Below are 26,558 nucleotides of genomic sequence, written 5' to 3' on the forward strand. Positions count from 1 at the left end.
CGGGGCGCGCGGCGGCCGGGGCCGCCGCGCACCGGGCGCCCCGGCCCGGGCCCGCCCGGCCGGTGCCGGGCGCCGGCCGGCCCGGCGGTGCGCCAGCCGGGTGAACGCGCTGGCCGGCCACCGGGGTGGGGACCGGCGCACCCCCGCGGCCGCCGGTCCCCACCCCCGCTGGCCCGCCCTGCCCGCCCCCGCTCGCCGTGGCCCGTCCGGCCGGCCCCCCGCCGGCCCGCCAGGCCCCCGTCTCGCCCGCGGACCCCGCCCCTCGGACACCACGCCTGTTGGGGGTCCCGCTCGTCAGACGTTCCGCCCGTCAGAAGACGCCTCGCCGGTCAGGCGTCTCGCCCGTCAGAAGATGTCCCGCCGGTCAGGCGTCCCGCCGGTCGGGGTCCGTCCGTCAGACGTCCCGCCGGCCGAAGAGGGCGGCGGCGGCCAGCAGCGCGACACCCGTGTAGCCGGCGACCAGCAGCAGGGACGGCCAGCCGCCCAGCGAGCCCATCGCCGCCGTCGAGGCGTCCGACGACTGGGTGAGCTTCTGGAGCGCCGCCGTCGGCGAGACGCCGGCGATCCAGGGCTCCGCCGGGCCGAAGAGCGGCGCCAGCAGCTCCGGCAGCAGCAGCACCCCGACCACCGCGGTGATCGCCCCCGCGCCGTGCCGGATCAGGGTGCCGAGGGCCAGCCCGAGGAGTCCGGCCAGCGGGAACGCGGCGGCCACCCCGAAAAGCGCGGGCAGCGGATCGCCCTGCGCGTAGGAGTCGTCCAACAGGGCGTCCCCCACCAGGTAGGCCGCGGCGCAGGACGGCAACGCCAGCACGTAGAGCACCCCGGTGAGCAGGGCCGCCTTCGCCGCCAGCACCGTGCCCCGCCGGGGCACGGCGGCGACGGTGGCCCGCATGGTGCCGCTGCCGTACTCGCCACACACCACCAGCGCACCCAGCACGGCGGCCAGCAACAGGGCCGGCAGGCTGAGCGTCAGGCTGCCGCCGAGCACCGTGTCGTCCGGTTGCAGGCTCTCCGTCGCGGCCACGAAGGCCGCGCCCGGGGCCGGCAGCAGCGTGGCCACCGCGGCCACCCAGGAAGTGGAGCGCAGGCTTCGGAACTTGACCCACTCGAAGGCCAGCGCCTCCCGGAACCCGGCCCGGCCCACCGGCACCGCCCGCTGACGTTCCCCGACCACCAGCGTGTCGCTCATTCGCCCGCCTCCCCCGTATCCCGGCGCCCGGCTGCCCGGCCGCGCTCTTCCGCCCGCCCCCGGTACTCGGTGGCCGAGGCCACCATCGCCGTGTAGACCTCCTCCAACGAGGAGCGATGCGGGGTGAGTTCGCTCAACGTCAGGTCGTTGGCCCGAGCCAGTTCGCCGATCGCCGCGGCCGAGGGGCCGGTGGCCAGCCAGCCGCCGCGGGCGTCCGGCCGGACGGTGGCCCCCGCCGCCACCAGCACCTCCCGCAGCCGCTCCGGCTCCGGGGACCGGACCAGGGCACCGGCCTGGGAGTGCCGTTCGATGAAGTCCCGCATGGGGGTGTCGGCCAGCAGCCGGCCCCGCCCGATGATGATCAGCTGCTCGACGGTCAGCTCCAGCTCACTCATCAGATGGCTGGAGAGGAAGACGGTGCGGCCCTCGGCGGCCAGCGACTTCATCAGCTCCCTGATCCAGCGGATGCCGTCCGTGTCCAGCCCGTTGACGGGCTCGTCCAGCATCAGTACCTCGGGGTCGCCCAGCAGCGCGGCCGCGATGCCCAGACGTTGCCCCATGCCCAGCGAGAAGCCCCTGGTGCGGCGGCCGGCGGTGGCCGGGTCGAGCCCCACCAGTTCCAGTACCTCGTCCACCCGGCGCCGCGGCAGCCGGTTCGCCGCCGCCAGCCCGGCCAGATGGGCCCGGGCGGACCGGCCGCCGTGCACGCCCTTGGCGTCCAACAACGAGCCGACCGCGCACAACGGCGCGGGCAGCGAACGGTATGGGCGCCCCCCGATCCAGGAGCTGCCCCCGCTCGGGGTGTCCAGCCCCAGGACGAGCCGCATGGTGGTGGACTTGCCGGCCCCGTTGGGGCCGAGGAAGCCGGTCACCCGGCCCGGGCGCACGGCGAAGGAGAGGCGGTCCACGGCGGTCCGCTCCCCGTAGCGCTTGGTCAGTTCGTGTACCTCGATCACACCGCCGACGCTAGGCGCGGGGCCGGCGCCCGCCATCCGCCGCCGGGAGTCGGCCGCTACCGCGTCGGGAGTACGCCCGCCGCCGGCCGGGAGCAGGCCGGGCTCACTCCCCGGCGCCCGCCCTGACCAGGCCGGTCTCGTAGGCGATGACCACCAGCTGGGCCCGGTCCCTGGCGCCCAGCTTGGTCATCGCCCGGCTCACATGGGTCTTGGCGGTGAGCGGCGACATCAGCAGCCGGGCGCCGATCTCGTCGTTGCTCAGCCCGCCGGCGACCAGCGCCATCACCTCACGCTCCCGTCCGGTCAACGGAGCCAGCCGGCGGGCCCCGTCGGCCAGCGGCGCGCGCAGCCGGGCGAACTCCTCGATCACCCGGCGGGTGACGGCCGGCGCCAGCAGGCTGCGGCCGGCGGCCACCGTGCGGATCGCCTCGCGCAACTCCGCCGGCTCGACGTCCTTGAGCAGAAAGCCGGCGGCACCGGCGCGCAGCGCCTCGAAGACGTACTCGTCCGCCTCGTAGGTGGTGAGCACCAGCACCCGGGTGCCGGCCAGGTCGGGCTCGGCGGCGATCCGTCGGGTGGCCTCCAGGCCGTCCACGCCGGGCATTCTGATGTCCATCAACACCACATCAGGGCGGGTACGGCGGGCCGCCGACACCGCCTGCTCCCCGTCGGCCGCCTCGGCCACCACCGCCAGGTCGTCACTCAGTTCGAGCAGCGCCCGGAAGCCGGCCCTGACCACGGTCTGGTCGTCGGCCACCACCACCCGGACCCGAGCCCCGGCCCCACCCTGCGGATTCTCTGCGGACATGGCTCCCAACCTAGGTGCACCGTCACGCGAAGGCCCCGTCCCGGTCGTGTCCCGAGTCGAAGGGGGAGCCGTTCCGGGGCGTGGCCACCCATGAGGTGGAGGAGTATCCACGGGCGCATTGTCGCCTTCATGGCCCTCCCCTAGCTTATTTGGAGAGGGGAACCACTCGCGAGGGGGGCGAGAGATGGTACGTCCGTCTGACTGGTCGCCGGTTGACATGGATCGGGATCCGACTCCGGGGGAGCCGGACGAGGTGCGCGAACTCGCGGACGCGTTACAGGACTTCGCCGACGATGTCGGTGAGGCGTTGGGGAAGATCCGGGGCATGGCGGGTGAGCGGGCCATGTTGGACTGGGCGGGGTTGTCGGCGGACGCGTTTCGTCGGGAGTTCGACGGGGTGCCGGACAACCTGACCAAGCTGGAGGACAGTTACTCCCTTTGCTCCCAGGCGTTGCATACCTACTGGCCCAAGCTCCAGACCGCGCAGGGGATGGCGGATCGGGCGTTGGATCGTGCGGTGGCCGCGCAGGCCGATCTGGCGTCGGCGCAGTCGGCGTTGGGGGATGCGACGGACTGGTTGGGGCGGGCCGGGGACGAGGCGGAGCGGCTGCGGCGGGAGGGTGAGCGGGCGGACGCGGAGCCGCCGGATGAGGCGGATGTGCGGGCCGCGACCCGCGATCACCAGGCGGCGGAGGCGGCGGCCGGCGCCGCCCAGGGGCGGGTGGACGACGCGGAGGAGCGCCTGGCCGCTGCCCGTCAACTCGCCCTCGACGCCCTGGAGATGCGGGAGGAGGCGGCTCGGGAGTGTGCTCGGGGTGTGGAGGAGGCGTCGGACGCCGGTATCCAGAACCGGAAGTGGTGGCAGGACGCCATCAAGTGGGTGACGGACAACTGGGACACGCTGGTTGAGATCTGCAAGGTGATTGTCGCGGTGCTCGGCGTCGTGGTGATGATCATCGGTGGTCCGCTGGCCTGGGTGGTGCTGGCCGCCGCGCTGGTCGTCCTCGCCGACACGTTGATCAAATACGCGCGCGGTGAAGCGGGCCTCCTCGACGTCGCGTTCGCGGCGTTGGACTGCATCCCCGGGATGAAGGGGCTGACCACCCTCGGCGGCCTCGCCCGCGGGCTGCGGGGCGTGGCCAGCACCGGCCTCAAGGGACTCCGGCAGGGCGCCCTCAACCTCGGCCGCCGACTGCGCGGCGACGGCATCCCGATGAACGGCCGCAACGCCTGCGGCGACCCGGTCGACGTCGCCACCGGCGAACTCCTCATGTCCGCCACCGACGTCGAACTCCCCGGCGTTCTGCCGCTGGTCATCGAACGCCACCACATCTCCAGCTACCGCGCCGGACGCTGGTTCGGCACCTCCTGGGCCTCCACCCTCGACCAACGCCTCATCCTCGAAGAACACGGCGCCCGCCTGTACACCGCCGACGGCATGACCCTGCTCTACCCCCGCCCCCTTCCCGACGAGCCCGTCCTCCCCGTCGAAGGCCCCCGCTGGACCCTGGAATGGGACGGCCAACCCGGCACCCCCCTACGCGTCACCCGACCGGAGACCGGCCACACCCTGCACTTCGCCCCCGTCACCGGCCGACCGGGCCACGAACTGCCACTGATCGCACTGACCGACCGCAACAACAACCGCGTCCACCTCGCCTACGACGACCACGGCACACCCACCGACATCCACCACTCCGGCGGCTACCACCTCGGCGTCACCGCCGAACAAGGCCGCGTCACCGCCCTCACCCTCCTCAACGACCCCGACCAACCCACCCTGCTCACCTACGGCTACAACCAAGCCGGCCTCCTCGCCGAGATCACCAACTCCTCCGGCCGACCGCTCAAGTTCTCCTACGACGAACACCACCGGATGACCCGTTGGGAAGACCGCAACAACTACTGGTACGCCTACACCTACGACGCCGACGGCCGCTGCGTCCACACCACCGGCACCGACCGCGCCCTGGAGTACCACTATGCCTAGGACGCGACGGCACACCGCACGACGGTGCTCAATCCGCGCGGCGACCGGACGGTCTACCAGTTCAACGACAGCTTTCAGCTCATCGCTGAGAGCGACCCGTTGGGCAACACCACGCGTTGGGAGTGGGACCGCTACGACCACGCCACCGCGGTCACCGATCCGACCGGGGCCATCACCCGATACCACTACGGCGCGGACGGCGCCTTGGCCGAGGTGGTTGGCCCGTTCGGTACCGAGGTACGGGTCGAGCGCGACGCGGACCGGCGGGTCGCCGCGTTCACGACGGCGGATGGCGGAGTGTGGCGGCAGGAACACGACGAGGCGGGCAACCGGGTGCGGATCAGTGACCCGGAGGGTGGCACCGTCCACCAGGAGTTCCATCCCAACGGCGCCCTGGCCGCCCAGATCGACCAGTTGGGGCACCGCACCGAGTACCGGTGCGACGCCGCCGGCCTGCCGATCGCCATCGTCGATCCACTGGGCCGCACCGTCGCGTTGCGCAGGGACGCCTTCGGAAGAGTCGTCGAACAGACCGACGCACTGGGTGCGCGGACCCGCGGCGAGTGGACCCCGGAGGGGCGGCTCACGCGGTTCACGGACGCGCTCGGCGGCGAGCACCGCTGAGAGTGGGACGCCGAGGGCAACCTGCTCGCCACGACCGACGCGAACGGCGGGGTCACGCGCTCCACCTACGGCGTCTTCGACCTCCAGACGTCCAGGACCACACCGGACGGTGCGCGGCACACCTTCACCCGGGACGAGGAACTGCGGTTGACCTCGGTCTCCGACCCGCTGGGCCGCACCTGGGACTACGACTACGACGCCGCTGGCCGACTGCGGGAGGAGAGCGACTTCGACGGGCGGGTGACCCGTTACGAGCGGGATGCCGCCGGGCGGTTGGTGAACCGGACCAACGCCGTCGGCCAGACCGTGCGCTTCGTCCGGGACGCGGCGGGCCGCGTGGTGCGCAAGGAGACCTCGGACGGGGCGGTCACCACGTTCCGGTACGACGCGGCGGGGCGCGTGGTCGAGGCCACCTCCCCCGGCGTCGAGCTGGTCCGCACCTTCGACCCACACGGACAGGTGCTGACGGAGACGGTGAACGGCCGCCAGTTACGCCTCTCCTACGACCCGCTCAACCGGCCCGACACCCGCGTCACGCCCTCCGGGCACGTCACGCGCTGGGAACGCGACGCGGCTGGCGCGCTGACTCGACTGTCGGCGCTGGGGCGCGCGGTCTCCTACCGACGGGACGAGCGAGGCAGCGTCGTGGCGCAGGACACGCTCGGCATCCTCGACACCCGCCGGCAGTTCGACGAGGCCGGCCGGCTGCTGGAGGAGGCACTGACGGTGTCTGGCGGGGCAGGCACCTCTGACCAGCCACTGTCCCGGCGCCGGATCACCTACCGCGCCGACCACTACCCGCTGGCCGTGCGCGACCCGAGGGCGAGGCCCGCTACCGGCTCGACCCCCTCGGACGTGTCCTGTCCGTTGACGCACCGGTCACCTCCGAGCGCTACAGCTACGGCTTGGCGGGTGACCAGCTCACCGCCGACTGGGGTGGGGGCGGGGAGGAGACACCGACCGCGTCCGGCCCCCGGGAGTACGCCGGCCAGCGGCTGGTACGGGCCGGTGGTGTCCGGTACTGGTACGACGCGGCCGGGCGCGTCGTCCGGCAGCGCAGGACCCGCCTCTCCCGACGCGCCGACGTCTGGCACTACACCTGGGACGCGGAGGACCGGCTGGTTCAGGTGGTCACCCCCGACGGTACCCGGTGGCGCTACCGCTACGACCCCTTCGGCCGACGGATCGCCAAGCAGCGGCTGGACGGGGCGGGCCACGTTGTCGAGGAGACCACCTTCACCTGGGACGAGACCCAACTCGTCGAACGGTCGGTGATCAGCCGGGAGTCAGTGGTCGGCAGCTACTCCACCACCTGGGAGTACGACGGGCTGCGCCCGGTGGCCCAGATCGAGGGGCGGCCAGGCGATCCCGAGCAGAGCGCCTACGACCGCCGCTTCCACGCCATCGCGACGGACCTCGCGGGCACCCCGACCCACCTCGTGGATGAGGACGGCACGGTCTCCTGGCACGCCCGTGGCACGCTCTGGGGAGTCCCGTTGAGCGGGGGCGACGAGACGGAGCGCGTGCCGTTGCGCTTCCTCGGCCAGTACGCCGATGCCGAGACCGGCTGGCACTACAACCTGCACCGGTACTACGACCCGTTCGTCGGCCGCTTCACCTCGCCCGACCCGCTGGGGCTCGGCCCGGCGCCGAACGTCTTCGGTTACCCGCACAACCCGCTGGTCTGGTCGGACGCCCTGGGGCTCAGCCCGCACCCGGTCGGGGAGATCCCCTACAACAGCACCGACCTGAGCCGTCGCGCGTTCCAGGCCCGCCGGGACTCGGGCTTCTGGGGCGCCGACCACAACGTGGCGGTCGCTCGGGTGCGCGGCCTGGACGAGCTCGTGGTCGGCATGAGCGGCCCGGGACGTCACTCCGAAGGACATATCCTGCAACAACTCCAGCAACGCGGCATCGACCCCCGTCGGGTGATCGACCTCTACACCGAACGACAGCCGTGCAGCGACTGCGCCAACCTGATCGCCGACAACATGGGCCAGGCGAACGTCTCCTGGTCGGTCCCCTACTACAATTCGCCTCCGCTCGGGCGGGGCGACGCCCAGCTGATGAACGACGCGACCGCCCAGCTGCTGGAAGGCATGATCGCCCGCGCGGACGGGCGGTGAGGAGAGTCGGATGACGGAGGTCCCCGAGCCGGATGCCAAAGCCGCGGCCGAGGTGCTGGAGGGCAGAGAACGGCTCGCCGGCGCAGTGAGCGAGGCCCTGGCGGCCGCTGGCCTGACCGTCCACCGGGGGGAGTTCGCGGACGCGGGCGTCCTGGTGTGGGTGGACCCACGGGCCGACGACTACGGCGGGGTCTACGCCCGCTGGGCGGTCGGGCGAGCCCTCCAGGACGAGTTGCTCGCGGCGCTGCGTGAGCAGGACCTCGCCGCGCCCGTGGTGCGCCGCCGGGGCGAGGCCGTTGCGGCGATGAACGAAGCGGTGCGCCGGGTGCTGGTGGCCTTCGGGATGCGCGCGGAGAGCTTTCGGGACGACTTCGTAAGCCCGTGCGTCCGGGTGCGCGAGGTGGCCTGACCCCACGCCCGCCCGGGGAGGCGGGGGATGTCGCCCGCCGGGGTGCGGGCGGTCACCGGGGTGGTCGGGGGAGCTGGGGTGGGGTGATCGGGGTGCTGGGCAGAGTGGCGTGGACGCGGAAGCCGCCGTCCGGGAGGGGGCCGAAGGCCAGCGTGCCGCCGACCGCCGTGGCGCGTTCCCGCATGCCGACCAGGCCGAGGCCGGCACCGCCGGGGTCGGGGCGGGGCGGGCCCTCGTCCACCACCTCGACCAGCAGCCGGTCCTCGGCGTCCAGGCTGACCGCGACCGCCGCGTGGCGTGCCGCGGAGTGGCGCAGCACATTGGTGAGCGCTTCCTGAACGATGCGGTAGGCCGCCAGCTCCACCACCGGCGGGAGACGCCGCTCGCCGGTCAGCAGTGTTCCGGCGTGCAGGCTGACCCGCAGCCGTTCGCCGGGGAACCGGGCGATCAGCTCGGGCAGTTGGGCCAGCCGGGGGGCCGGGGCCACCGGCGGGTCCGTGACGTCCCGCAGCACGCTGAGCGTGGTGCGCAGCTCGCGCACCGCCTCCCGGCCCGACTCCCGCACCTGGCGCAGCGCGGCCCGGCTCAGCTCCGGGCGGCGGTCCAGCGCGTCCAGCGCGACGCCGGCCTGCACGGTCATCGCCGAGACGGTGTGGGCCACGATGTCGTGCAGCTCCCGGGCGATCCGCATCCGCTCCTCCCGCACCCGGCGCTCGGCCTCCCGTTCGCGCTCCTCCTCCGCGCGGCGCGCCCGCTCGGCGTAGTACGCGGTCAACTCGCGCCGCCCCCGGACCACTTCGCCGAGGAGCAGCGGGACCACCGGGATGGCCATCTCCAGCACCGGCGAGGGCACCGGCCGCCCCTCCTCCTGGCCGGCCACCACCGCGGCGACCCCGGAGGCCAGCGCCGCCACCACGCCGACCCAGACGGTGCGCCGCCGGTCCCCGGACGCGGCCAGGAAGTACAGCGCCACCATCCAGGGGAGGTTCAGCAACTCGCCCAGGTGGCCCAGCAACGTCCAGCCCAGCGAACCGGCGCCGGTCACCACCACGGCGACCAGCGGCCGCCGCCGCTGCCAGCCGAGGCCGACCACCGCGACGCCGAGCAGCACCCAGCTCAGCCAGTCGTCCTCCCGGGACTCCGGCACGTTGGACGCCAGGTCGGCGGCGGTGAGCGCGCCCACGGCCACACTCAACGCCAGGTCCCTGACCAGCCCCCTGGGCATCACCACCACCCGCACCACGGTAGGCGGCCCGCCGCCCCGGCGCGTACGACGTACGGAGTAGTGGCGCGGTGCGGGGGAGCACGACGGCCCGCCCCCACGCCGGTCGGTGTGGCGGCGGGCCGCCCGTGGTGGCGGCAGCCGGGATCACATGTTGATCATGTGTCCGGCCAGGCCGTGGATGGCCTCCTTGACGGCCTCGCCCAGGGTCGGGTGGGCGTGCACGTTGCGGGCCACCTCGTGGACCGTGAGGTCCCACTGCTGGGCCAGGGTCAGCTCCGGCAGCAGCTCGGTGACCTCCGGGCCGATGAGGTGGCCGCCGAGCAGCTCGCCGTGCGTCTCGTCGCTGATCAGCTTGACGAAGCCGGACGGCTGCCCCAGCCCGTGCGCCTTGCCGTTGGCGGTGAACGGGAACTTGACGGTCTTGACCGCGAAGCCGCGCTCCCGCGCCTGGGCCTCGGTCAGCCCGAAGCTGGCGATCTGCGGCTGGCAGTAGGTGGCGCGCGGGATCATGGTGAAGTCCAGCTCCATGGTTTCCGCGCCGGCGATGGTCTCCACCGCGATGACGCCCATGGACTCGGCCGCGTGCGCCAGCATCAGCTTCGCGGTGACGTCGCCGATCGCGTAGATGTGCGGGACGTTGGTGCGGCCCCGGCCGTCCACCTCGATGGCGCGCCGCTCGGTGAGCCGGACCCCGGTCTGTTCGAGGCCGTAGCCCTCCACCCGGGGCGCGAAGCCGATCGCCTGGAGCACCTTGTCGGTCTCCAGTACCTGCTGCTGCCCCTTGGCGTCGGTGACGGTGACCCGCACCGGGGCGTTCGGGTCGGTGTCGTCGATGGCGTCCACCCGGGTGGAGGTCAGCACCTGGATGCCCAGCTTGCGGTACTGCCGGGCCAGCTCCTTGGAGACGTCCGCGTCCTCCAACGGGACCATCCGGTCCAGGAACTCGACGATGGTGACCTGCACGCCATAGTTGTGCAGCACATAAGCGAACTCCACGCCGATCGCGCCGGCGCCGGCGATCACGATGCGCTCGGGCAGCGTCTCGCTGAGGATCTGCTCCTCGTAGGTGACCACCCGGTCGCTGAGGCTGGTGCCCGGCAGCAGCCGGGTGGTCGCCCCGGCGGCGATCACGCAGTGGTCGAAGGTGACCGTCTCCGAGCCGCCGTCGGTCAGCGCCACCTGGAGGGTGTGCGGGTCGGTGAAGGTGCCCCGGCCCTCGTACTCGGTGATGCCGTTCTTCTTGGTGAGGTAGTGCACCCCGTTGACCCGGCCCTCGGCGACCTTGCGGCTGCGCTGGAACGCCGCCCCGTAGTCGAAGGTGACGCTGCCCTCGACCCGGATGCCGAAGGTGTCGGCCTCGTGCTGGAAGACATGGGCCAACTCGGCGTTGCGCAGCAGTGCCTTGGAGGGGATGCAGCCGACGTTCAGGCACACCCCGCCCCAGTACTTCTCCTCGACGATCGCGGTGCGCAGCCCCAGCTGGGTGGCTCGGACTGCGGCGGTGTACCCCCCGGGCCCCGCGCCCAGGACGACGACGTCGTAGTGCGTGCTCATGAAACCCTCACGCCTTCTCTCACGCTCTCGGGATGGTGGCTGGATGGGTTGTTCCGGCCCACCCCCATCACACCACGTTCGGCGCGGGTGCCCGGGGCCGGCCGACGGCGGCCGGGCGGCCGGCGGCCGGGGCGCCGCCCGGGTCCGGTGTCCGGGTCGGGTACCCGAATCCGGTGCGCGGGTCCGGTGCCCGAATCCGGTGCGCGGGGCCGGCCGGCGGAGGACGTGCTGACCGGGGCGCCGGCCCGGTGGTCAGGCCGGGATCGGCTGGGGCGCCGGGACCTGGCTGGTGATCCGGCCCTCCAGCAGGGCGCCGAGGCCCAGCACCGCGCAGCGTCCCGGGTCCTCGGCGATGTTCACCGGCACCCCGGTGTTCGCCCGGATCGCCTCGTCCAGCCCGGGCAGTTCGGCGGCGCCGCCGGTGAGCACGATGCCGCGCTCGGCGAGGTCGGCGACCAGGTCGGGCGGGCAGCGGTGGAGCACCGAGCGCAGCGCGTCCAGCAGCGCGGTCAGCGGGGCGCGCAGCGCGGCCCGGAGCGACTCGGGGTCCACCTGGACGGTGCGGCCGAGCCCGGTGGCCACGTCCCGGCCGTGCACCTCGGTGAGCTGGGCACCGGGGCCGGCCAGGGCCGTGTGCAGCGGCCGGACGGCCTGGCTGGGCAGCAGCAACTCGTGCTGGTTGCGCAGGTGTTGGAGGAGCGCGCGGTCGATGGTCTCGCCGCCCATCGGCACCTTCTCGGCGGCCACGATGGAGCCGAGCGCCAGCACCGCGACCTGGGTGGTGGACGCGCCGCACTGCACGATCATGGTGGCCTCCGGCTCCTCGACCGGCAGCCCGGCGCCGACGCCCGCCGTGACCAGGCCGTCCACCAGCTCCACCCGGCGGGCGCCCAGGCCGACCATCGTCTCGTGCATGGCCCGCCGGGTGAGCGGGTCCGCCTCGTGCGGGATGCAGACGGCGGCGCGCAGCAGCGGCCGGCGCCGCCAGGCCCGCCGGAGCTGGTTGCCGACCATCGCCCGCAGCATCCGCTGGGCCATCGCGATGTCCACGACGGTGCCGCCGTTGACCGGCCGCACCACCCGGATGTTGGCGGGGGTGCGGCCGGCCATCCGTTCGGCGGGGGTGCCGACCGCGATCAGCGAGCCCGTTCTGGTGTTGACGGCGACCACGGACGGTTCGTCCACGATCAGTCCCGACTGTTTGACGTAGACGCGGGTCCTGGCCGCCCCGAGGTCGGCGGCCACCGTACAGCGGCGCAGGTGGTCAAGAGTGAGGGTCATGGCACCAGGCTCGGCCGGCGGGCCGGCGCCCGCCCGCTGAACGCCGCCGACCGGGCGAGCCCGCCCGCCTGACGGACCGCCCGGCTGACGCCCCGTCCGCGCCGCGGCGGGCCGGCACCCGGCACCCGGGCCCGCCGGCCCGCCGGTCAGGGCACCGGGGCGGCGGGGGTCGCCGCCGGCGCCGCCGGCTCGTCGCCGGCCGCCGCCGGGTCGCCGAACTGGGTGCGGTGCAGCTCCAGGTAGCGGCCACCGGCCGCCAACAGCTCGTCGTGGGTGCCGCGTTCGACGATCCGGCCGGCCTCGACGACCAGGATCTGGTCGGCCGCCCGCACCGTGGACAGCCGGTGCGCGATCACCACCGAGGTGCGGCCGGCCAGCGCCTCGGCCAGCGCCTCCTGCACGGCCGCCTCCGAGGTGGCGTCCAGGTGAGCGGTGGCCTCGTCCAGGATCACCACCCGGGGCTGGGCCAGCAGCAGCCGGGCGATGGTCAGCCGTTGCCGCTCGCCGCCGGAGAGCCGGTAGCCGCGCTCGCCCACCACCGTGTCCAGGCCGTCCGGGAGAGCGGCCACCAGGGTCTCCAGCCGGGCCTTGCGCAGCGCGTCCCACAGCCGCGCGTCGTCCGCGTCCGGCGCGGCCAGCCGCAGGTTGGCACCGATGGTGTCGTGGAAGAGGTGCCCGTCCTGGGTCACCATGCCGACGGTCCGCCGCAGCGAGGCCGCGCCGAGGTCGCGGACGTCGACCCCGCCGACCCGCACGCTGCCCCGGTCGGTGTCGTAGAGCCGGGTGGCCAGTTGGGCGATGGTGGACTTGCCGGCGCCGGACGACCCAACCAGGGCGACGAGTTGGCCGGCCTCGGCGGTGAACGAGACGTCGTGCAGCACCTGTTCGCCGCCGCGACTGTCCAGGGTCGCGACCTCCTCAAGGGAGGCCAGCGAGACCTTGTCGGGCGCCGGGTAGCCGAAGTCCACGCCGTCGAAGCTGATCGCGACCGGCCCCGCCGGCACCGGCCTGGCGTCCGGTCGCTCCTGGATCAGCGGGCGCAGGTCCAGCACCTCGAAGACCCGCTGGAAGCTGACCAGCGCGCTCATCACCTCGACCCGGGCGCTGGCCAGCGAGGTCAGCGGGGCGTAGAGCCGGGTGAGCAGCATGGCCAGCGAGACCACCGCGCCGGGGTCGAGGTCGTCGCGGAGCGCGTAGAAGCCGCCGACGCCGTAGACCAGCGCCAGGGCCAGCGCCGAGACCAGGGTGAGCGCGGTGACGAAGACCATCTGCACCATCGCCGACCTGATCCCGATGTCCCGCACCCGGCGGGCCCGGACGGCGAACGCCTCGGACTCCTCCGCCGGCCGCCCGTACAGCTTGACCAGGGTGGCGCCGGGCGCCGAGAAGCGCTCGGTCATCTGGGTCGACATCACCGCGTTGTGGTTGGCCGCCTCCCGGGACAGCCGGGCCAGCCGGCGGCCCATCCGCCGGGCGGGCAGCACGAAGACCGGTAGCAGCAGCAGCGTCAGCAGGGTGATCTGCCAGGAGATGCTGAGCATCACGCCCAGTGCGAGCAGCAGCATCACCAGGTTGCTCAGCACGCCGGAGAGGGTGTCGCTGAACGCCCGTTGGGCGCCGATCACGTCGGAGTTGAGCCGGCTCACCAGGGCGCCGGTGCGGGTCCTGGTGAAGAACGCGATCGGCATCCGCTGCACGTGGTCGAAGACGGCGGTGCGCAGGTCCAGGATCAGGCCCTCGCCGATCCGGGCGGAGAGCCAGCGGGCCAGCAGCCCGATCGCCGCCTCGGCCACCGCGATGCCGGCGATCAGCAGCGCCAGGGTGACCACCACCCGGGTCTCGGCCTGGTCGGAGATCGCGTTCACCACCCGGCCGGCGAGCACCGGGGTGGCCACGGCCAGCAGCGCCAGCACGACGCTGAGCAGCAGGAACCAGGTCAGGGCGGTGCGGTGCGGGCGGGCGAAGCGGCCGATCCGGCGCAGCGTCTCGCGGGAGAAGGGGCGGTCGTCGTCCTGGGCGTGCCGCGCGTTGTAGAGCGCGTTCCAGGCGGTGATCTCCATGCTCATGACCGGCACGCTAGTAATTCAAGTTAGCTTGAGGTCAAGTCCTTTTCGTCGCCCGCGCCCGCGCTCGGGCCCCCGCCCGCGCCCCCGGCCGCCTCCGCCGCCAGCCGGTCGCCCAACTCGGTGCGGTAGTAGAGGACCAGCCGCCCCGACCGGCGTCGCCGCACCAGGCCCGCCTCGCGCAGCACCCGCAGGTGCCGGCCCACCGAGCCGAGCGGGCAGCCGGTCAGCTCCACCAGCTGGCTGGTCGCCAGCGGGGTGGCCAACCGGCCCAGGATCAGCGCCCGGTTGGCGCCGAGCAGCCGGCCGAGCGCGGTGGGCGCCGGACGCCGTTCCGGCTCGGCCAGCAGCCCGGAGCAGGGGTAGACCACGGCGTAGTGGTGCGGCTCCGACCAGCCGACCCAGCCGCGCGCCGCGGTCGTCGGCACGAACAGCAACTCGGCGCCGGCCAGCGTCCGCGGCGGGTAGGGATTGCCGTTGATCCGCAGCCGGCCCTCGCCCAGCCAGCGCATCCCCGGGCGCAGCCCGGGCAGCGCCGCCGCCCAGCCGCCGGCGGCCAGCGCCTGGGACCTGGCGACGACGTCCGCCTCGAAGACCCGCCGCAGCCCCGGCCAGCCGGGCAGCACCGTCTCCGTCCAGGCCCAGCGCACCAAGGCGGCGACCCGGGACGGCAGTTCGGGACCGCGTAGGGCCGGGTGCACCGGGCCGCCGTAGGCGATGTCGGCCCGTGCCACGGCCGCCGGGGTGGCCGCCAGCCGCCGCCACTCGTCCTCGAAGGAACGGTCCGCCGGCCGGGGCGGCGCGGTCAGGAAGTCCGGCAGCCAGCTCCGGCCGAGCGCCACCGTGAAGTGCTCGGCGACCGGGTCGCCGGCCAGCCTGGCCAGGAACGCCGGCCGGTGCCTGGCCAGCCAGCGCTCCCGGCCGGGCCGCACCCCGTGCCCGGCCAGGGTCAGCAACGCGGCCACCGTCTCCGCCAGCGGGGACACCCGGAACCGCCCCCGGGCCAGCACGTCCGCCGCCACCACCCAGTCACCCACCGCGATCCGCCTCCGTCCGGCTGTTCCCGCTCGTCCCCGCTCGTTGCCGCGTGTCCGTTCCCGCCTCGCCCGCCGCCCCGTCCCGCCCGCTTCCCCGCCTCGCCGACCCCCGCCCGACCCGCTCTCCCGGCCCGCCGACCCCGTCGACCCGCCGGTTCGATCCAACGCCAAGCCGGCCGGCGCCGCCCGGCTTTCGCGGCCAGGCGAAAACCTCGGCGGCCCGGGGCCCGCCGCCCAGACTGGCCCGATGCGCAGCTACCGGCAGCTCTTCCGGGTCCCCGAGTTCACCCCGCTCTTCCTGCTCTCCGTCGTCCACCTCGCCGCCCAGACCGTGCTCGGCCTGGCCCTCGGCGTGCTGATCCACCGGTCCACCGGCTCCCCGCTGCTCACCGCGCTCGGCATGTTCGGCTCCCACTTCGGCCAGGTGCTCGGTGCCAACACCCTGCTCTCGGCCGCCGACCGGCTGCGCCCGCGGCCGGCGCTGGCCGGCGTCGCGCTGCTCTTCGCGCTCGGCGCGCTCGGGCTGGCCGCCCCCGGCCTGCCGGTCGGCGGCGCGCTCGCCCTGGTGTTGGCCCTCGGCCTGGTCAGCTCGCTCGCCGGCGCGGTCCGTTGGGGGTTGCTGCTGCGGGTCGCGCCGGACGACGGCTACTTGCTGGCCCGCTCGGTGCTGAACATCGCCGGCGGCGCCACCCAGATCGCCGGCTACGCGCTCGGCGGCGGGCTGGTGGCGCTGGTCGCGCCGCGCGGCGCGCTGCTGATCGCCGCCGGCCTCTTCCTCGCCGCCGCGCTCACCGCCCGGCTCGGGCTCGCCGACCACCCGCCGAACGCGCCCGGGCGTCCCTCCGTCGCCGAGACCTGGCGCGGCAACCGGCGGCTGTTCGCGAGCCCCGCCCGGCGGGCCTGCTTCCTCGCGCTCTGGGTGCCCAACGGCCTGATCGTCGGCTGCGAGGCGCTCTTCGTGCCCTATGCCCAGGACACCGCCTGGGCGTTGTTCGCGGTGGGCGCGCTGGGCATGGTGCTGGGCGAGGTGGCGGTGGGCCGACTGCTGCCGGCCGCCACCCGGGCGCGGGCCGTCACCCCGCTGCGGCTGCTGCTGGCCGCGCCGTTCGCGCTGTTCGCGCTCCGACTGCCCCTGCCGGTGGCCGTGTTGGTGGTCGGGGTGGCCTGTGTGGGCTTCGGCGCCGGCCTGTTGCTCCAGGAGCGGCTGCTCGCGCTCACCCCGGCCCAGCTGCGCGGCCAGGCGCTCGGCCTGCACTCGGCCGGGACGCTCGGCTGCCAGGCGTTGGGCGCCACCCTGGCCGGCGCGGTGGCCTCCGTGCTCTCGCCCGGCGGCACGATGGCCCTGCTGGCGCTGCTCTCCGTGCTGGTCACCGCCGCCCTGACCCCGGCCGTCCGCCGCCCGCTCCCCGAGCCGACCGAGCCGACCGAGACGCCGATCGAGCCGACCAAGCCGACCGAGACGCCGATCGAGTCGACCAAGCCGACCGAGACGCCGATCGAGTCGACCAAGCCGACCAAGCCGACCAAGCCGACCGAGACGCCGATCGACGGACCGGCGCCGGACCACGCCGACAACCGCCCCGTCGCCCCGGGGGGTTGAAGGCGGCGGGCCTCAACGCACCACGGTGGCCTGCGACTCGTTCACCGGGACCGCCGTCTCCTGCCAGGGGCTCTCCAACGCCTCCGGCAGCCCCGGCAGTTCGAACGGCTCGCCGTTCTGCTCGAAGCGCACGTCGTAGACCAGCCGGGCGCGGGCCGGGTAACCGTCCGACGAACGCTGGTAGGTGTGGGCGCAGGCGTCGCTCTCCACCGTGGTCACCGGGCAGTTGAGCACGTCGGAGCCGTCCCCCGGGTCCACCTCCAGGCGGTTCGGGGTGCCGACCGCCACCACGCCGAGCGCCGCGGTGCCGACGATCTCGCCGTCGTGCGCGCCGGCCGCCCACCACCAGGTGTCCAGGAAGATCAGCGTCTCGTCCGGCGGGCTGAAGTCCAGCCGGAACGCCGGCGCGTTCAGTGCCCCGTACGCCTGCTGGGCCAACTCGGCCAGGGAAGGGCCCTCCTCGCCGCCCTGCCAGGTGTAGTCGCTGAACACGATCTCGCCGTCCGGGCCGATGCACTCCTGGTAGACGTAGACCGCGCCCTCCCGCGGCGGTTCCTCCGGCCAACTCGCCTCGTCGGGGTACTCGAATGGCGGGTTGTTCACCCAACAGGCGTTCTCGCCCTGGCAGAACCGGTCCGTCGCGCCGATGAAGGCGTCGACCAGCGAGAGGTCGCAGGCCGGCGCGCCGCCGGTGCCGCCGTCCCCGCCGTCGTCCTCGCCCCCGCCGTCCTCGCCCGGGGTCTCGGTCTCGCAGACGTAGACGATGCCGCCGCTCGGCGTCTGGGTGTAGCAGTTCGGGTCGGCCGGGTTGGCCAGCGCGGGCGTCGGGGCCAGCCAGACGAGCAGCGGGGCGAGGCCGAGCGGCAGCGCCAGCCGGCCGGCCGGTCTTCGGGGGCGGTCACGTCCGGGGCGCTCGGGCCCGGTCAGGAACACGAGATGGTCGCCTCCTCCATGGGCAGCGAGCCGTCGATCAGCCAGGCGCCCTGGGTCAGGGTCGCGGTCAGCGCGTGCGGGTGCGGCGCCCGCAACTCCTCGGGCACCACGTCCGGCAGCACCTCGTCGCCGTGCACCACCGGCCAGTCGCGCTCGCTGACGCAGGACTCCAGCCGGGCGGTGTCCCCGTCCACGGTGACCGTCACGTCCGCCACCAGCGGCTCGCCCTCGCGGTGCAGCCCGGCGTCGGCGAAGCTGCGCACCCGGGTCAGCTCCTGCTCGGTGACGTCGGGCGCGAGGATCCCGTCGAACCCGGCCGGGTCCAACTCGCCGCTGTTCTCCACCGCGACCCGGGCGTCCCAGTACCGCTGGTAGAGGTCAGTCAACGCGGCCGTGTGCGCGGCCGTTTCGTCGTCGCCCGACGCGTCGGCGGTGGCGGTCGCGACGCCCGCCACCTCGTCGTCCGCGCCGTCGTCCGACGCACAGCCGGCGAGCGCGCACAGCAACACCCCGGCGAACGCGAGTGGTACGGCGGCGGGTCCGGGGCGTCGGCTCCCCGGCCGGCGGGGCGGCCTGGTGGTCACGGCGAACACGATAGCGCCGGGCCCGGGCTCCGGACGAGGGTCTGTGACGGGCCGGACAGACGAGCGGGTCGGCCGTCCCGGCCGCCCGGCGGGGCGCTCGGGCGCGCACCGTGCCGCTCCGACCACGGAGCGCGCGCCGGGGCGGGCGCGACCGCCCGAGCGCCGGCGCCTGCCCCTCTTCCCGCGCGTCCTCTTCTTCCCACGCCTCTCTCTTCGCGCCCCCTCTCTTCGCGCGCTCTGCCCTCTGCCCTCTGCCCTCTGCCCTCGGCCCTCTGCCCTCGGCCCTCTGCCCTCTGCCCTCGGCCTGGATGCCGACGCCTGGATGCCGACGCCCGGATCCGGTCGCCCGGATCCGGTCGCCCCGTGGAGGAGAGCCCGGGCCGGCTCGGGGTACTCGGTGGACGTCCGCGCCCCACGCGGGCCACCGTGGCCGTCGAGTGCCGAAGGAGAGCCGCGATGCAGTCCGACAATCCCGAGTACCGGCCGGTCGTCTTCCGCGACCGCTCGGCCGGCTACGCGTTCCTGACCCGGTCCACCGCCAGCAGCGACCGCACCATCGAGTGGGAGGACGGCCACACCTACCCGGTGGTCGACGTGGAGACCTCCTCGGCCAGTCACCCCTTCTACACCGGCACCAGGCGGGTGCTGGACACGGCCGGCCGGGTGGAGCGCTTCGAGCGCCGGTACGGCCGGGACGAGGACAAGGACCGCTGATGCCGGGTACCCCCCTGCCCGTCGTGCTGGTCGGCGGGCTGCACGCACAGGCGCGCCGCGCGGCGGTGCGCACCCTGCTGGCCGCCGCCCCCGGCGCCCTGGCGCTGCACCACGACCTCGCGCCGGCCCACCGGTCCACGGCGAACCGGGTGGTCTCGGACGCCGGCGGGCCGTTGGGCACCGGTCAGGTGCCGCTGCCCAACGACTGCACCCGCTGCGCGCTCCGCGACGACCTGGTGCCCGCGCTGCGCCGGCTGGCCGACGCCGGCACCTGTCGGCTGGCCGTGGTGGAGCTGTGGGACGCGGTGGAGCCGCAGCCGATGGCCGAGGCCCTGGTCGAGCACGGCGCCGGCCGGCTGCGGCTGGCCGGCGTGGTCACCGCGGTCGACCCGGCGCTCGTGCACGCCAGCCTGACGGCGGGTGAGGAGCTGGCCGCCGTGGGCCTGGCCACCGGCCGGGACGACCGGCGCACGGTCGCCGAGACATGGGCGCGGCAGGTCGAGTACGCGCCGCTGTTGGCGCTGGGCGCCCCCTCCCGTCGGGCCCGCCCGGCGGACCGGGCGCTGCTGCGGCAGCTGCATCCGACGGCCCGCTGGGTCGACGTCCGCGACCCGGCCTACCCGGCCGCGGCGGTGACCGCCCCGCCGGGCCGCCCCGCCGGGGCCGGCGTCGACGTGGCCGCGCTGGCGGCCCGGCAGCATCCGGGCAGCGCGCTGCTGCCCCAACGGGCCGCGGAGCACGGGGTGCACACCATGGTCTGGCGGCAGCGGCGGCCGTTCCACCCGGAGCGGCTGTACGCCGCGCTGCCCCGGCTGACCGGCTCCGCGTCGCGCAGCCGCGGCCGGTTCTGGCTGGCCGACCGGCCGGACACGCTGCTGGGGTGGGATGCCGCCGGCGGCTCCCTGGTGGTGGACGACGTCGGCCCGTGGCTGGCCGCGCGCCCCGCGCCCGACTGGTCGCGGCTGCCGGTGGCCTGGCGGCTGGCCGCCGAGCTGGACTGGGACGACGAGGTGGGGGACCGGGGCCAGCACCTGGTCTTCACCGGGCCCGGGCTCAGGGCGGACAAGGTCCGCTGGCTGTTGGGCAGTTGTCTGCTCAACGACGCGGAGTACGCCGCCGGGCGGTCGGCCTGGCTGCGGCTCGGCTCGCCCTTCGACGAGCTGCTCGACCCGGTCCCCTGAGCCGGGTCCGGCTCCGCACCCGGCGGCGATGTCCCCGGCGCCCCGCACCCGCCCGCCGCGCCCCCGGCGTCCCCTCCGCGCCCCGCACCGGCCCCTTCCAGGCATCCCCCGCGCATCCCTGCGTACCGACCACGCACCGACCGCGCACCCACCGGGCACCCCGCGTGCACGCCCTTCGCACACCCGCTCCCCAAGCCCGACCGCCCCCGGGGCAACCATGTACGGCCCGGCTGCGTCGAATCACCGACCGACCATTGTCGCCGCTGGTCCGGGGCGCCGGCGGCGCCTGGTCCGGACCATCGGTGACCGGCCGACGACCCCCGGTCGTGCACGTGCATCATCCCGTGCATATGCAATTGAAGGGCGTTATGATCCCACTTGGGTCGGCTCTCCCAGGGGGAGAGGAGAGCGTGGCCGGGGACCACTCGCACGATCCGGGGAGAGACCAATGCCAGAGGCGTACAACGGCATGGCGGCCAACACGCTGCGGGGCGTGCGTTGGTTGAAGAGCAGCCACAGCAACTCCCAGGGCACCTGCGCCGAGTTCGCTCGGCTGCCCAGTGGGGACGTGGCGATGCGGAACTCCCGGTTTCCCGAGGGGCCCGCGCTGGTCTACACGCCCGCCGAGGTGGAAGCCCTGCTACGGGGTGTCAAGGACGGCGAGTTCGACCATCTGATCGGCTGAGCGGCCCGCCCCGCCGGCCGCCGACCAGTCCGGCCGGCCGTCGGCCGACCAACCGCCGGCCGGCCCGGCGTCGGCCCGGCCGACGCCGGAGCAAGTCCTCAGACGTGGTCCTGTCAGTCGTCCGCCGGGCGGTCCTCGGTCAGGAAGCTGGCCCAGACGAGCTTGCCCCGGCTCCTGCCGCGCAGCCGTCGCCAGCCCCAGTCGTCGCTGAAACACTCCACCAGCCGCAGCCCGCGCCCGGACTCCGCCGAGCTGTCCGCCTCGGCCGGCCGCGGCGGCGCCTCGCTCGGGTCCCGCACCACGCACACCAACCGGGCCGGCCCGCACATGAGTTGCAGCTTGAGGTAGCTGTCGCCGCGCAGCGCCCTGGGGCCCGCCGGCCAGTCGGCCGCGGGGCGCCCGACGCCGTGTCGCAGCGCGTTGGTGACCAGCTCGGAGACGACGAGGGCGACGGAGTCGAAGTGCTCGGCCAGCCGCCAGCTGTGCAGGGTGCGCCGGGTGAAGTCCCGTGCCTGCCGCACGGACTCCGGGCGGGGGGACAGGGTGATCGCGGCCGAGCCGAAGACGCTGCGCGGGTCGACGGGCAGGTAGTCGTGCCCTAACTCCTCAAGCAAGGGCGTTGCCTCGGTCCCCATGGATCGGCGCTCCTGGCATAGCGGTGGCGGCACTGCTCCAGCCGAGGGCCGACAGCGGTGACAACCCCCGTCCCACCAGCACCACAGGGTGACGGCAGGTCATACCGGCGCGCTGTACGACAGCTCGCAGGACTCATGCTTCCCAAGGCTCACGGCAAATGCAAGGGCAGATGCACGTGCACGGCCAATTTTGATGGACTGTAACCGGACAGGCACTAAAAGGCATGGGGAGATGGCAGACTGCACCCTGGCAGAAATGGAGGGTGGCAGCGCATGACTATGCAACGGATGGCGGCGCCGGTCGGCAAGGTCGGTGGCCCCGAGGCCAGCGGCTCGATGGTGCGCCGCATCCTGCTCGGGTCCCAACTGCGCAGGCTGCGCGAGTCCTGCGGGGTCAGCAGAGAGGAGGCGGGGTACTCGATCCGCGCCTCCGAGTCGAAGATCAGCCGGATGGAGCTGGGGCGGGTCAGCTTCAAGCCGCGCGATGTCGCCGACCTGCTGACGCTCTACGGGGTCACCGACGAGGGCGAGCGCGAGCCGCTGCTCTCGCTGGCCCGCACCTCCAACCGGGCCGGCTGGTGGCATAGTTACAACGACGTGCTGCCCACCTGGTTCCAGACGTACGTGGGGCTGGAAGCCGCGGCCGAGCGCATCGGCACCTACGAACTCCAGTTCGTACACGGCCTGTTGCAGACCGAGGCCTACTCGCACGCCGTGATGGTCAGCGGCCACCGGGGCGAGCTGCCCAGGAACGAGGTGGACCGCCGGGTGGCGCTCCGGCTCGCCCGGCAGAAGCTGCTGGTCTCCGAGCGCGCGCCGCACCTGCACTGCGTGCTGGACGAGGCGGCGCTGCGCCGGCCCTACGGCGGTCGCCGGGCGATGGCCGAACAGCTGGGCGCCCTGCTGGAGTTCTCCGAGTACCCCAACATCACGCTCCAGGTGGTCCCCTTCGACCACGGCGGGCACGTGGCCGAGTCCGGCGCCTTCACGCTGCTGCGCTTCGCCGAGCAGGAGCTGTCCGACCTGGTCTACCTGGAGCAGCTGACCGGCGCCCTCTACCTGGACAAGAAGGAGGAGGTCGCGGCCTACCAGGTGGTGCTCGACCGGCTGGCCGAGGCCGCGCTGGACGAGCCGGCCAGCCGGGACCTGCTCGCCGCCCTGCGCGACCGCCTCTGACCGCCTGCACCGCCGTGCCCGGTCCGCGCCGGACGGCTCGGGGCGGTCAGCTGAACGGGTTGCCCATCCCCTCGGGCAGCACGGTGGACTCCCGCTCGCCCTCGCCCGCCATCACGTAGGCGCCGTTCTCCAGGCGCTCGATCAGGCCCCTGGTCCAGCCGGCGTCGCTCTCCGCCTGGTGCGTCCAGAGCCGCATGATCTCGCCGATGTGCCCCCACTCGGCGGGGGGAGAGTCCGGCGTCCAGTGCGTCCTGACCTCCTCCGACCAGCCTTCCAGCGCCGCCACCCGCTCCCGGAGCAGCGCGATGGCCTCCGCCCGCGGCAGGTCGACGATGAAGCCGACCGCGCTGGTGAGCACGTCGATCCGCTCGTCGTGGGCGCGCAGCGCCGCCCGCAGCAGGGCGAAGAAGGCCTCCTCGCCGGCCTCGGTCAGCTCGTACTCCACCCGCGGTGGGCCGCCGGCCGTGCTGGGCGCCACCTCGTGGGCCAGCAGCAGCTCCTCCTTGGCCAGCTGCTTCAGCGCGTGGTAGATCGACCCGGGCTTGGCCGTCGACCACTCGTGGGCGCCCCAGAACTCCAGGTCGTTGCGGACCTGGTAGCCGTGCGCCCGTCCGTGCTGGCGGACCGCCCCCAGGACCAGCAGCCGCATCACCGACATCTCTGTGGCGCCCTTCTCGCGGGTTCCCTCTTGACAACGGGACCAGTCTGCCATCAGGAATGTCTAGTCAAACTTGACTAGACCGAGCGCCCGGCCTACTCTCGGCGACTCGACTCATCAAGTTTGACTAATCGAGGGAGGGTGGTGCCGTGTCCGTCCAGGACCGGAACCCACAGCCGTCCGCCGACCCCGTGATCCGGGTGACCGGACTCCGCCGGACGTTCGGCCGGGGAAAGGAGGCCAGGAACGCGCTCGACGGCCTTGACCTCACGGTGGCCCGCGGCAGCGTGCACGCGGTGCTCGGGCCCAACGGCGCCGGCAAGAGCACGGCGGTGCGGGTGCTGACCACGCTGCTGCGGCCGACGGGCGGCCGGGCCGAGGTGGCCGGCTTCGACGTGACCGCCGAGCCGGACCAGGTCCGCTACCGCATCGGCCTGCTGGGCCAGCACGCCGCGCTGGACGAGGAGTTGAGCGGCCGGCAGAACCTGGAGCTGTTCGGCCGGCTCTACCACCTCGGCGGCGCCGCCGCGGCCCGCCGGGCCGAGGAGCTGCTCACCCGCTTCGACCTGACCGACACCGGCCGGCGGGCGGTGCGGCACTACAGCGGCGGGATGCGCCGCCGGCTGGACCTGGCGGCCAGCCTGATCACCCGCCCCGAGGTGCTCTTCCTCGACGAGCCCACCACCGGACTCGACCCGCGCGGCCGGGCCGAGGTGTGGCAGGCGGTCCGCTCGCTGGCCGGCGGCGGCACCACGGTGCTGCTCACCACCCAGTACCTGGAGGAGGCCGACCAGCTGGCCGACCTGATCACGGTGATCGACGGTGGCCGGCGCATCGCGGAGGGCACCGCCGAGCGGCTCAAGAGCCGGCTCGGCGGCGACCGGATCGACGTGGTGCTCCGGGACGCCGACCAACTGCCGGCGGCCGAACGGCTGCTGGCCGGCCTGGCGGGCGCCGGCCGGGTCGCGGTGGGCGCCGACCGGCGGTCGCTCAGCGCCGGGGTGGACGACCGGATGCGGGTGCTCACCGCGACCGTCGCCGCGTTCGCCGAGGCCGGCATCGAGGCGGCGGACATCGCGCTGCGCCGCCCCACCCTGGACGAGGTCTTCCTGCACCTCACCGGCGACCGGCGGGCTGACCCGCGCGACGACCAGCACACCGAGGCGGTGTCGGCATGACCACGACCAGCACACTCCCGACGGCGGCGGCCCACCCCGTCCACCCCGGCCGGGTCCGGCGGCTGCTCACCGACTCCGTGACCATGACCAGGCGCGGCCTGGCCCACTGGGCCAGGCAGCCCGGCCAGTTCCTGGCCAACCAGGCGTTCTCGGTGATGATGCTGATCATGTTCGCCTACTTCCTCGGCGGCGGGATGGCCGTCGAGGGCGGCGGCGACTACGTCGACTTCCTGGTGCCAGGGATGCTCGTGCTGACCATGGCCTTCGGCCTGGAGTCGACCATGGTCGAGCTGACCAGCGACATCAACCGCGGGATTCTGGACCGTTTCCGGTCGATGCCGATCGCGCCGAGCGCGGTCCTGGTCGGTCGGAGCCTGCTGGACATGCTCAACTCCGTCGTGGGCCTGCTGGTCCTGACGGCCGCCGGCTGGCTGGTCGGCTGGCGCTGGCACGCGGGCGCGGCCGAGGTGCTGGCCGCGCTCGGGCTGCTGCTCCTGCTGCGGTTCGCGATGCTCTGGATAGGCGTCTACCTGGCGCTGGTCGCCGGCCGCCCGGAGCTGGTGCAGACCGTCCAGATCCTGGTCTGGCCGCTGGGCTTCCTCTCCAGCGCCTTCGTCTCGCCCGACACCATGCCCGGCTGGGTCGGCGCCCTCGCCGAGTGGAACCCGATGTCGGCCACCGCCGGCGCGGTCCGCGAGCTGTTCGGCAACCCGGCCTGGTCCGGTGGTTCGTGGGCGGCCCAGCATCCGGCGCCGCTCGCCGTCCTCTGGCCCCTGGTTTTGCTGGCCACCTTCGTCCCCCTCGCCCTCCGCCGCTTCGCCCGCCTCGGCGCCTGACCCCGCCGCCCGGGCCCCCACCGGGCCCGGGCGGCGGCCCTTGCACCTCACGTCGGGGGATGGTTCACCGTGGGGGCCGTCCACACAGGAGTAAGGAGGCGGACGTGAGCTACTCCGTCGGCCGGGTCGCCGAGCTGTCCGGGGTGACCGTGCGCACGCTGCACCACTACGACGAGATCGGCCTGCTGGTGCCGGGCGAGCGCACCCCGGCCGGGCACCGGCGCTACCGGGACCAGGAGCTGGACCGGTTGCAGCAGATCCTCTTCTACCGGGAGCTGGGGCTCCCGCTGGAACGGATCGCCGCGCTGCTCGACGACCCGGACGCGGACCCGCGGCGCGAGCTGCGCCGGCAGCACGCGCTGCTGACCGAGCGGATCGACCGCCTGCGGGCGATGGTCACGGCCGTCGAACGAGCCATGGAGGCACGGCACATGGGTATCAACCTGACCCCCGAGGAACGGTTCGAGGTGTTCGGCGACGCCGACCCCGAGCAGTACCAGGAGGAGGCGGCACAGCGCTGGGGCGACTCCGCGGCCTACCGCGAGTCCCAGCGCCGGGTCGCCGGCTACACCAAGGACGACTGGCAGCGGGTGCGGGACGCCGCCGACCGGCTCAACGAGCGGCTGGCCGCGCTGCTGGCCAGCGGCGCCGCGCCGGACTCCGAGGCGGCGATGGAGCTGGCCGAGGAGCACCGCCAGCAGATCCGGGCGGCCTACTACGACTGCTCGCACGAGATGCACGCCAACCTCGCCGAGCTGTACGTCACCGACGAGCGGTTCACCCGCACCTACGACGCGGTCCGCCCGGGGCTGGCCCGGTTCCTGCGGGACGCGGTGCGGGCCAACGCCGCCAGGGCCACCGGCTCCTGAGGGGGCCCCAGCCGGCGCCGACGCGACCCACGCCGGGGGTCGCGCCGGGGCCTGTGGGGGAAATCACCGGCCCCCGCGTCCCGCCCAGGCGGCGCCGGCGCCGGGGGCGAAGCGGCAGGTGGCGGCGGTGCCGCGGGCCGGTGGCCGCGGGCCGGCGGGGGGCCTGGCCGGCCGCCACCGCGCCGGAGGGGGACCGATGCTCTTATGCTGCGCTGGATGGCCCTTTTGGCGGGGCCATGTCCGGACA

24 protein-coding genes are annotated in these 26,558 nt (G+C 74.2%); 12 read left to right on the plus strand and 12 right to left on the minus strand.

Going from position 1 to position 26,558, the window contains the following annotated elements; all coding sequences use genetic code 11:
- Positions 1-394: 394 nt before the first annotated feature.
- The 3 genes from RM844_RS24720 to RM844_RS24730 all read right to left on the minus strand — a co-directional run bounded on the left by RM844_RS24720 (position 395) and on the right by RM844_RS24730 (position 2,953).
- Complete coding sequence (locus RM844_RS24720; RefSeq protein ID WP_311669572.1) at positions 395-1,189, minus strand: ABC transporter permease subunit; 795 nt, start codon at positions 1,187-1,189, stop codon at positions 395-397.
- The gene (locus tag RM844_RS24725) at positions 1,186-2,145 is read right to left on the minus strand and encodes an ATP-binding cassette domain-containing protein (protein ID WP_311669573.1); all 960 of its coding nucleotides are present in this window, start codon (positions 2,143-2,145) and stop codon (positions 1,186-1,188) included. Before RM844_RS24725 ends, RM844_RS24720 begins: the two co-directional genes overlap by 4 nt.
- Before the next feature lie 103 nt (positions 2,146-2,248).
- The gene (locus tag RM844_RS24730; RefSeq protein ID WP_311669574.1) at positions 2,249-2,953 is read right to left on the minus strand and encodes a response regulator transcription factor; all 705 of its coding nucleotides are present in this window, start codon (positions 2,951-2,953) and stop codon (positions 2,249-2,251) included.
- 217 nt (positions 2,954-3,170) lie between these two features.
- Between RM844_RS24730 and RM844_RS24735 the strand changes: the two genes are divergently transcribed.
- From RM844_RS24735 to RM844_RS24750, 4 genes are all read left to right on the plus strand, one after another.
- Positions 3,171-4,943, plus strand: coding sequence for a DUF6531 domain-containing protein (locus RM844_RS24735; RefSeq protein ID WP_311669575.1), 1,773 nt, complete (start codon positions 3,171-3,173; stop codon positions 4,941-4,943).
- 24 nt (positions 4,944-4,967) lie between these two features.
- Positions 4,968-5,567, plus strand: coding sequence for a hypothetical protein (locus tag RM844_RS24740; RefSeq protein ID WP_311669576.1), 600 nt, complete (start codon positions 4,968-4,970; stop codon positions 5,565-5,567).
- A gap of 905 nt (positions 5,568-6,472) precedes the next feature.
- Positions 6,473-7,693, plus strand: a complete 1,221-nt coding sequence (locus RM844_RS24745; protein ID WP_311669577.1) for an RHS repeat-associated core domain-containing protein — start codon at positions 6,473-6,475, stop codon at positions 7,691-7,693.
- A 10-nt stretch (positions 7,694-7,703) separates the two neighbouring features.
- Positions 7,704-8,102: a hypothetical protein gene (locus tag RM844_RS24750; RefSeq protein WP_311669578.1), complete on the plus strand. Its 399-nt coding sequence runs from the start codon at positions 7,704-7,706 to the stop codon at positions 8,100-8,102.
- 52 nt (positions 8,103-8,154) lie between these two features.
- On the opposite strand, the gene RM844_RS24755 is transcribed toward RM844_RS24750, so the two are convergent.
- The 5 genes from RM844_RS24755 to RM844_RS24775 form a co-directional block, all read right to left on the minus strand.
- A complete protein-coding gene (locus RM844_RS24755) occupies positions 8,155-9,327 on the minus strand; it encodes a sensor histidine kinase (RefSeq protein ID WP_311669662.1) in 1,173 nt (390 codons plus the stop codon).
- Between the two features lie 144 nt (positions 9,328-9,471).
- Positions 9,472-10,881, minus strand: coding sequence for a dihydrolipoyl dehydrogenase (gene lpdA / locus RM844_RS24760; RefSeq protein ID WP_311669579.1), 1,410 nt, complete (start codon positions 10,879-10,881; stop codon positions 9,472-9,474).
- A gap of 252 nt (positions 10,882-11,133) precedes the next feature.
- A complete protein-coding gene (gene mreB / locus RM844_RS24765) occupies positions 11,134-12,162 on the minus strand; it encodes a rod shape-determining protein (RefSeq protein ID WP_311669580.1) in 1,029 nt (342 codons plus the stop codon).
- Positions 12,163-12,308: 146 nt separating this feature from the next.
- Entirely contained in the window at positions 12,309-14,228 is a 1,920-nt protein-coding gene (locus RM844_RS24770; RefSeq protein WP_311669581.1) for an ABC transporter ATP-binding protein, read from the minus strand.
- Between the two features lie 23 nt (positions 14,229-14,251).
- Entirely contained in the window at positions 14,252-15,262 is a 1,011-nt protein-coding gene (locus RM844_RS24775) for an ArsR/SmtB family transcription factor (RefSeq protein ID WP_311669582.1), read from the minus strand.
- A 247-nt stretch (positions 15,263-15,509) separates the two neighbouring features.
- Here RM844_RS24775 and RM844_RS24780 point away from each other — a divergent pair, with 247 nt between their 5' ends.
- Positions 15,510-16,862: an MFS transporter gene (locus RM844_RS24780; protein WP_311669583.1), complete on the plus strand. Its 1,353-nt coding sequence runs from the start codon at positions 15,510-15,512 to the stop codon at positions 16,860-16,862.
- A gap of 12 nt (positions 16,863-16,874) precedes the next feature.
- Here the strand turns inward: RM844_RS24780 and RM844_RS24785 are convergent, their stop codons facing one another.
- A complete protein-coding gene (locus RM844_RS24785) occupies positions 16,875-17,795 on the minus strand; it encodes a hypothetical protein (RefSeq protein ID WP_311669584.1) in 921 nt (306 codons plus the stop codon).
- Positions 17,786-18,379 (minus strand): hypothetical protein, encoded by a 594-nt coding sequence (locus tag RM844_RS24790; RefSeq protein WP_311669585.1) that lies wholly within the window; start codon positions 18,377-18,379, stop codon positions 17,786-17,788. The genes RM844_RS24785 and RM844_RS24790 overlap by 10 nt, the downstream gene beginning before the upstream one ends.
- 456 nt (positions 18,380-18,835) lie before the next feature.
- Between RM844_RS24790 and RM844_RS24795 the strand changes: the two genes are divergently transcribed.
- The 3 genes from RM844_RS24795 to RM844_RS24805 all read left to right on the plus strand — a co-directional run bounded on the left by RM844_RS24795 (position 18,836) and on the right by RM844_RS24805 (position 20,959).
- Positions 18,836-19,093 carry a type B 50S ribosomal protein L31 gene (locus tag RM844_RS24795; RefSeq protein WP_311669586.1) on the plus strand — a complete coding sequence of 86 codons (258 nt, stop codon included), beginning with the start codon at positions 18,836-18,838 and terminating at the stop codon, positions 19,091-19,093.
- Positions 19,093-20,274: a CobW family GTP-binding protein gene (locus RM844_RS24800; protein ID WP_311669587.1), complete on the plus strand. Its 1,182-nt coding sequence runs from the start codon at positions 19,093-19,095 to the stop codon at positions 20,272-20,274. The genes RM844_RS24795 and RM844_RS24800 overlap by 1 nt, the downstream gene beginning before the upstream one ends.
- A gap of 448 nt (positions 20,275-20,722) precedes the next feature.
- Positions 20,723-20,959: a DUF397 domain-containing protein gene (locus RM844_RS24805; RefSeq protein WP_311669588.1), complete on the plus strand. Its 237-nt coding sequence runs from the start codon at positions 20,723-20,725 to the stop codon at positions 20,957-20,959.
- A 113-nt stretch (positions 20,960-21,072) separates the two neighbouring features.
- Here the strand turns inward: RM844_RS24805 and RM844_RS24810 are convergent, their stop codons facing one another.
- Positions 21,073-21,594, minus strand: coding sequence for an ATP-binding protein (locus RM844_RS24810; RefSeq protein WP_311669589.1), 522 nt, complete (start codon positions 21,592-21,594; stop codon positions 21,073-21,075).
- A gap of 336 nt (positions 21,595-21,930) precedes the next feature.
- Between RM844_RS24810 and RM844_RS24815 the strand changes: the two genes are divergently transcribed.
- A complete protein-coding gene (locus RM844_RS24815) occupies positions 21,931-22,770 on the plus strand; it encodes a helix-turn-helix domain-containing protein (protein WP_311669664.1) in 840 nt (279 codons plus the stop codon).
- A 46-nt stretch (positions 22,771-22,816) separates the two neighbouring features.
- Here RM844_RS24815 and RM844_RS24820 read toward each other — a convergent pair whose 3' ends face one another.
- Positions 22,817-23,428 carry a PadR family transcriptional regulator gene (locus RM844_RS24820; RefSeq protein ID WP_311669665.1) on the minus strand — a complete coding sequence of 204 codons (612 nt, stop codon included), beginning with the start codon at positions 23,426-23,428 and terminating at the stop codon, positions 22,817-22,819.
- A 149-nt stretch (positions 23,429-23,577) separates the two neighbouring features.
- Between RM844_RS24820 and RM844_RS24825 the strand changes: the two genes are divergently transcribed.
- The 3 genes from RM844_RS24825 to RM844_RS24835 all read left to right on the plus strand — a co-directional run bounded on the left by RM844_RS24825 (position 23,578) and on the right by RM844_RS24835 (position 26,311).
- Entirely contained in the window at positions 23,578-24,606 is a 1,029-nt protein-coding gene (locus RM844_RS24825; RefSeq protein ID WP_394814589.1) for an ATP-binding cassette domain-containing protein, read from the plus strand.
- Complete coding sequence (locus tag RM844_RS24830) at positions 24,603-25,442, plus strand: ABC transporter permease (RefSeq protein ID WP_394814590.1); 840 nt, start codon at positions 24,603-24,605, stop codon at positions 25,440-25,442. Before RM844_RS24825 ends, RM844_RS24830 begins: the two co-directional genes overlap by 4 nt.
- A gap of 104 nt (positions 25,443-25,546) precedes the next feature.
- A complete protein-coding gene (locus tag RM844_RS24835) occupies positions 25,547-26,311 on the plus strand; it encodes a MerR family transcriptional regulator (RefSeq protein ID WP_311669590.1) in 765 nt (254 codons plus the stop codon).
- The last annotated feature ends 247 nt before the right edge of the window (positions 26,312-26,558 follow it).

The organism is Streptomyces chisholmiae (assembly GCF_031845445.1).
GTDB lineage: Bacteria > Actinomycetota > Actinomycetes > Streptomycetales > Streptomycetaceae > Streptomyces > Streptomyces chisholmiae.

Excerpts from the sequence above, each read along its gene's own strand:
- RM844_RS24720 (WP_311669572.1), bottom strand. The coding sequence starts at position 1,189 with ATGAGCGACACGCTGGTGGTCGGGGAACGTCAGCGGGCGGTGCCGGTG.
- RM844_RS24730 (WP_311669574.1), bottom strand. The coding sequence starts at position 2,953 with ATGTCCGCAGAGAATCCGCAGGGTGGGGCCGGGGCTCGGGTCCGGGTG.
- RM844_RS24735 (WP_311669575.1), top strand. The coding sequence starts at position 3,171 with ATGGATCGGGATCCGACTCCGGGGGAGCCGGACGAGGTGCGCGAACTC.
- RM844_RS24750 (WP_311669578.1), top strand. The coding sequence starts at position 7,704 with ATGACGGAGGTCCCCGAGCCGGATGCCAAAGCCGCGGCCGAGGTGCTG.
- RM844_RS24755 (WP_311669662.1), bottom strand. The coding sequence starts at position 9,327 with ATGCCCAGGGGGCTGGTCAGGGACCTGGCGTTGAGTGTGGCCGTGGGC.
- lpdA (WP_311669579.1), bottom strand. The coding sequence starts at position 10,881 with ATGAGCACGCACTACGACGTCGTCGTCCTGGGCGCGGGGCCCGGGGGG.
- mreB (WP_311669580.1), bottom strand. The coding sequence starts at position 12,162 with ATGACCCTCACTCTTGACCACCTGCGCCGCTGTACGGTGGCCGCCGAC.
- RM844_RS24770 (WP_311669581.1), bottom strand. The coding sequence starts at position 14,228 with ATGAGCATGGAGATCACCGCCTGGAACGCGCTCTACAACGCGCGGCAC.
- RM844_RS24780 (WP_311669583.1), top strand. The coding sequence starts at position 15,510 with ATGCGCAGCTACCGGCAGCTCTTCCGGGTCCCCGAGTTCACCCCGCTC.
- RM844_RS24795 (WP_311669586.1), top strand. The coding sequence starts at position 18,836 with ATGCAGTCCGACAATCCCGAGTACCGGCCGGTCGTCTTCCGCGACCGC.
- RM844_RS24800 (WP_311669587.1), top strand. The coding sequence starts at position 19,093 with ATGCCGGGTACCCCCCTGCCCGTCGTGCTGGTCGGCGGGCTGCACGCA.
- RM844_RS24805 (WP_311669588.1), top strand. The coding sequence starts at position 20,723 with ATGCCAGAGGCGTACAACGGCATGGCGGCCAACACGCTGCGGGGCGTG.
- RM844_RS24810 (WP_311669589.1), bottom strand. The coding sequence starts at position 21,594 with ATGGGGACCGAGGCAACGCCCTTGCTTGAGGAGTTAGGGCACGACTAC.
- RM844_RS24815 (WP_311669664.1), top strand. The coding sequence starts at position 21,931 with ATGGTGCGCCGCATCCTGCTCGGGTCCCAACTGCGCAGGCTGCGCGAG.
- RM844_RS24820 (WP_311669665.1), bottom strand. The coding sequence starts at position 23,428 with ATGTCGGTGATGCGGCTGCTGGTCCTGGGGGCGGTCCGCCAGCACGGA.
- RM844_RS24830 (WP_394814590.1), top strand. The coding sequence starts at position 24,603 with ATGACCACGACCAGCACACTCCCGACGGCGGCGGCCCACCCCGTCCAC.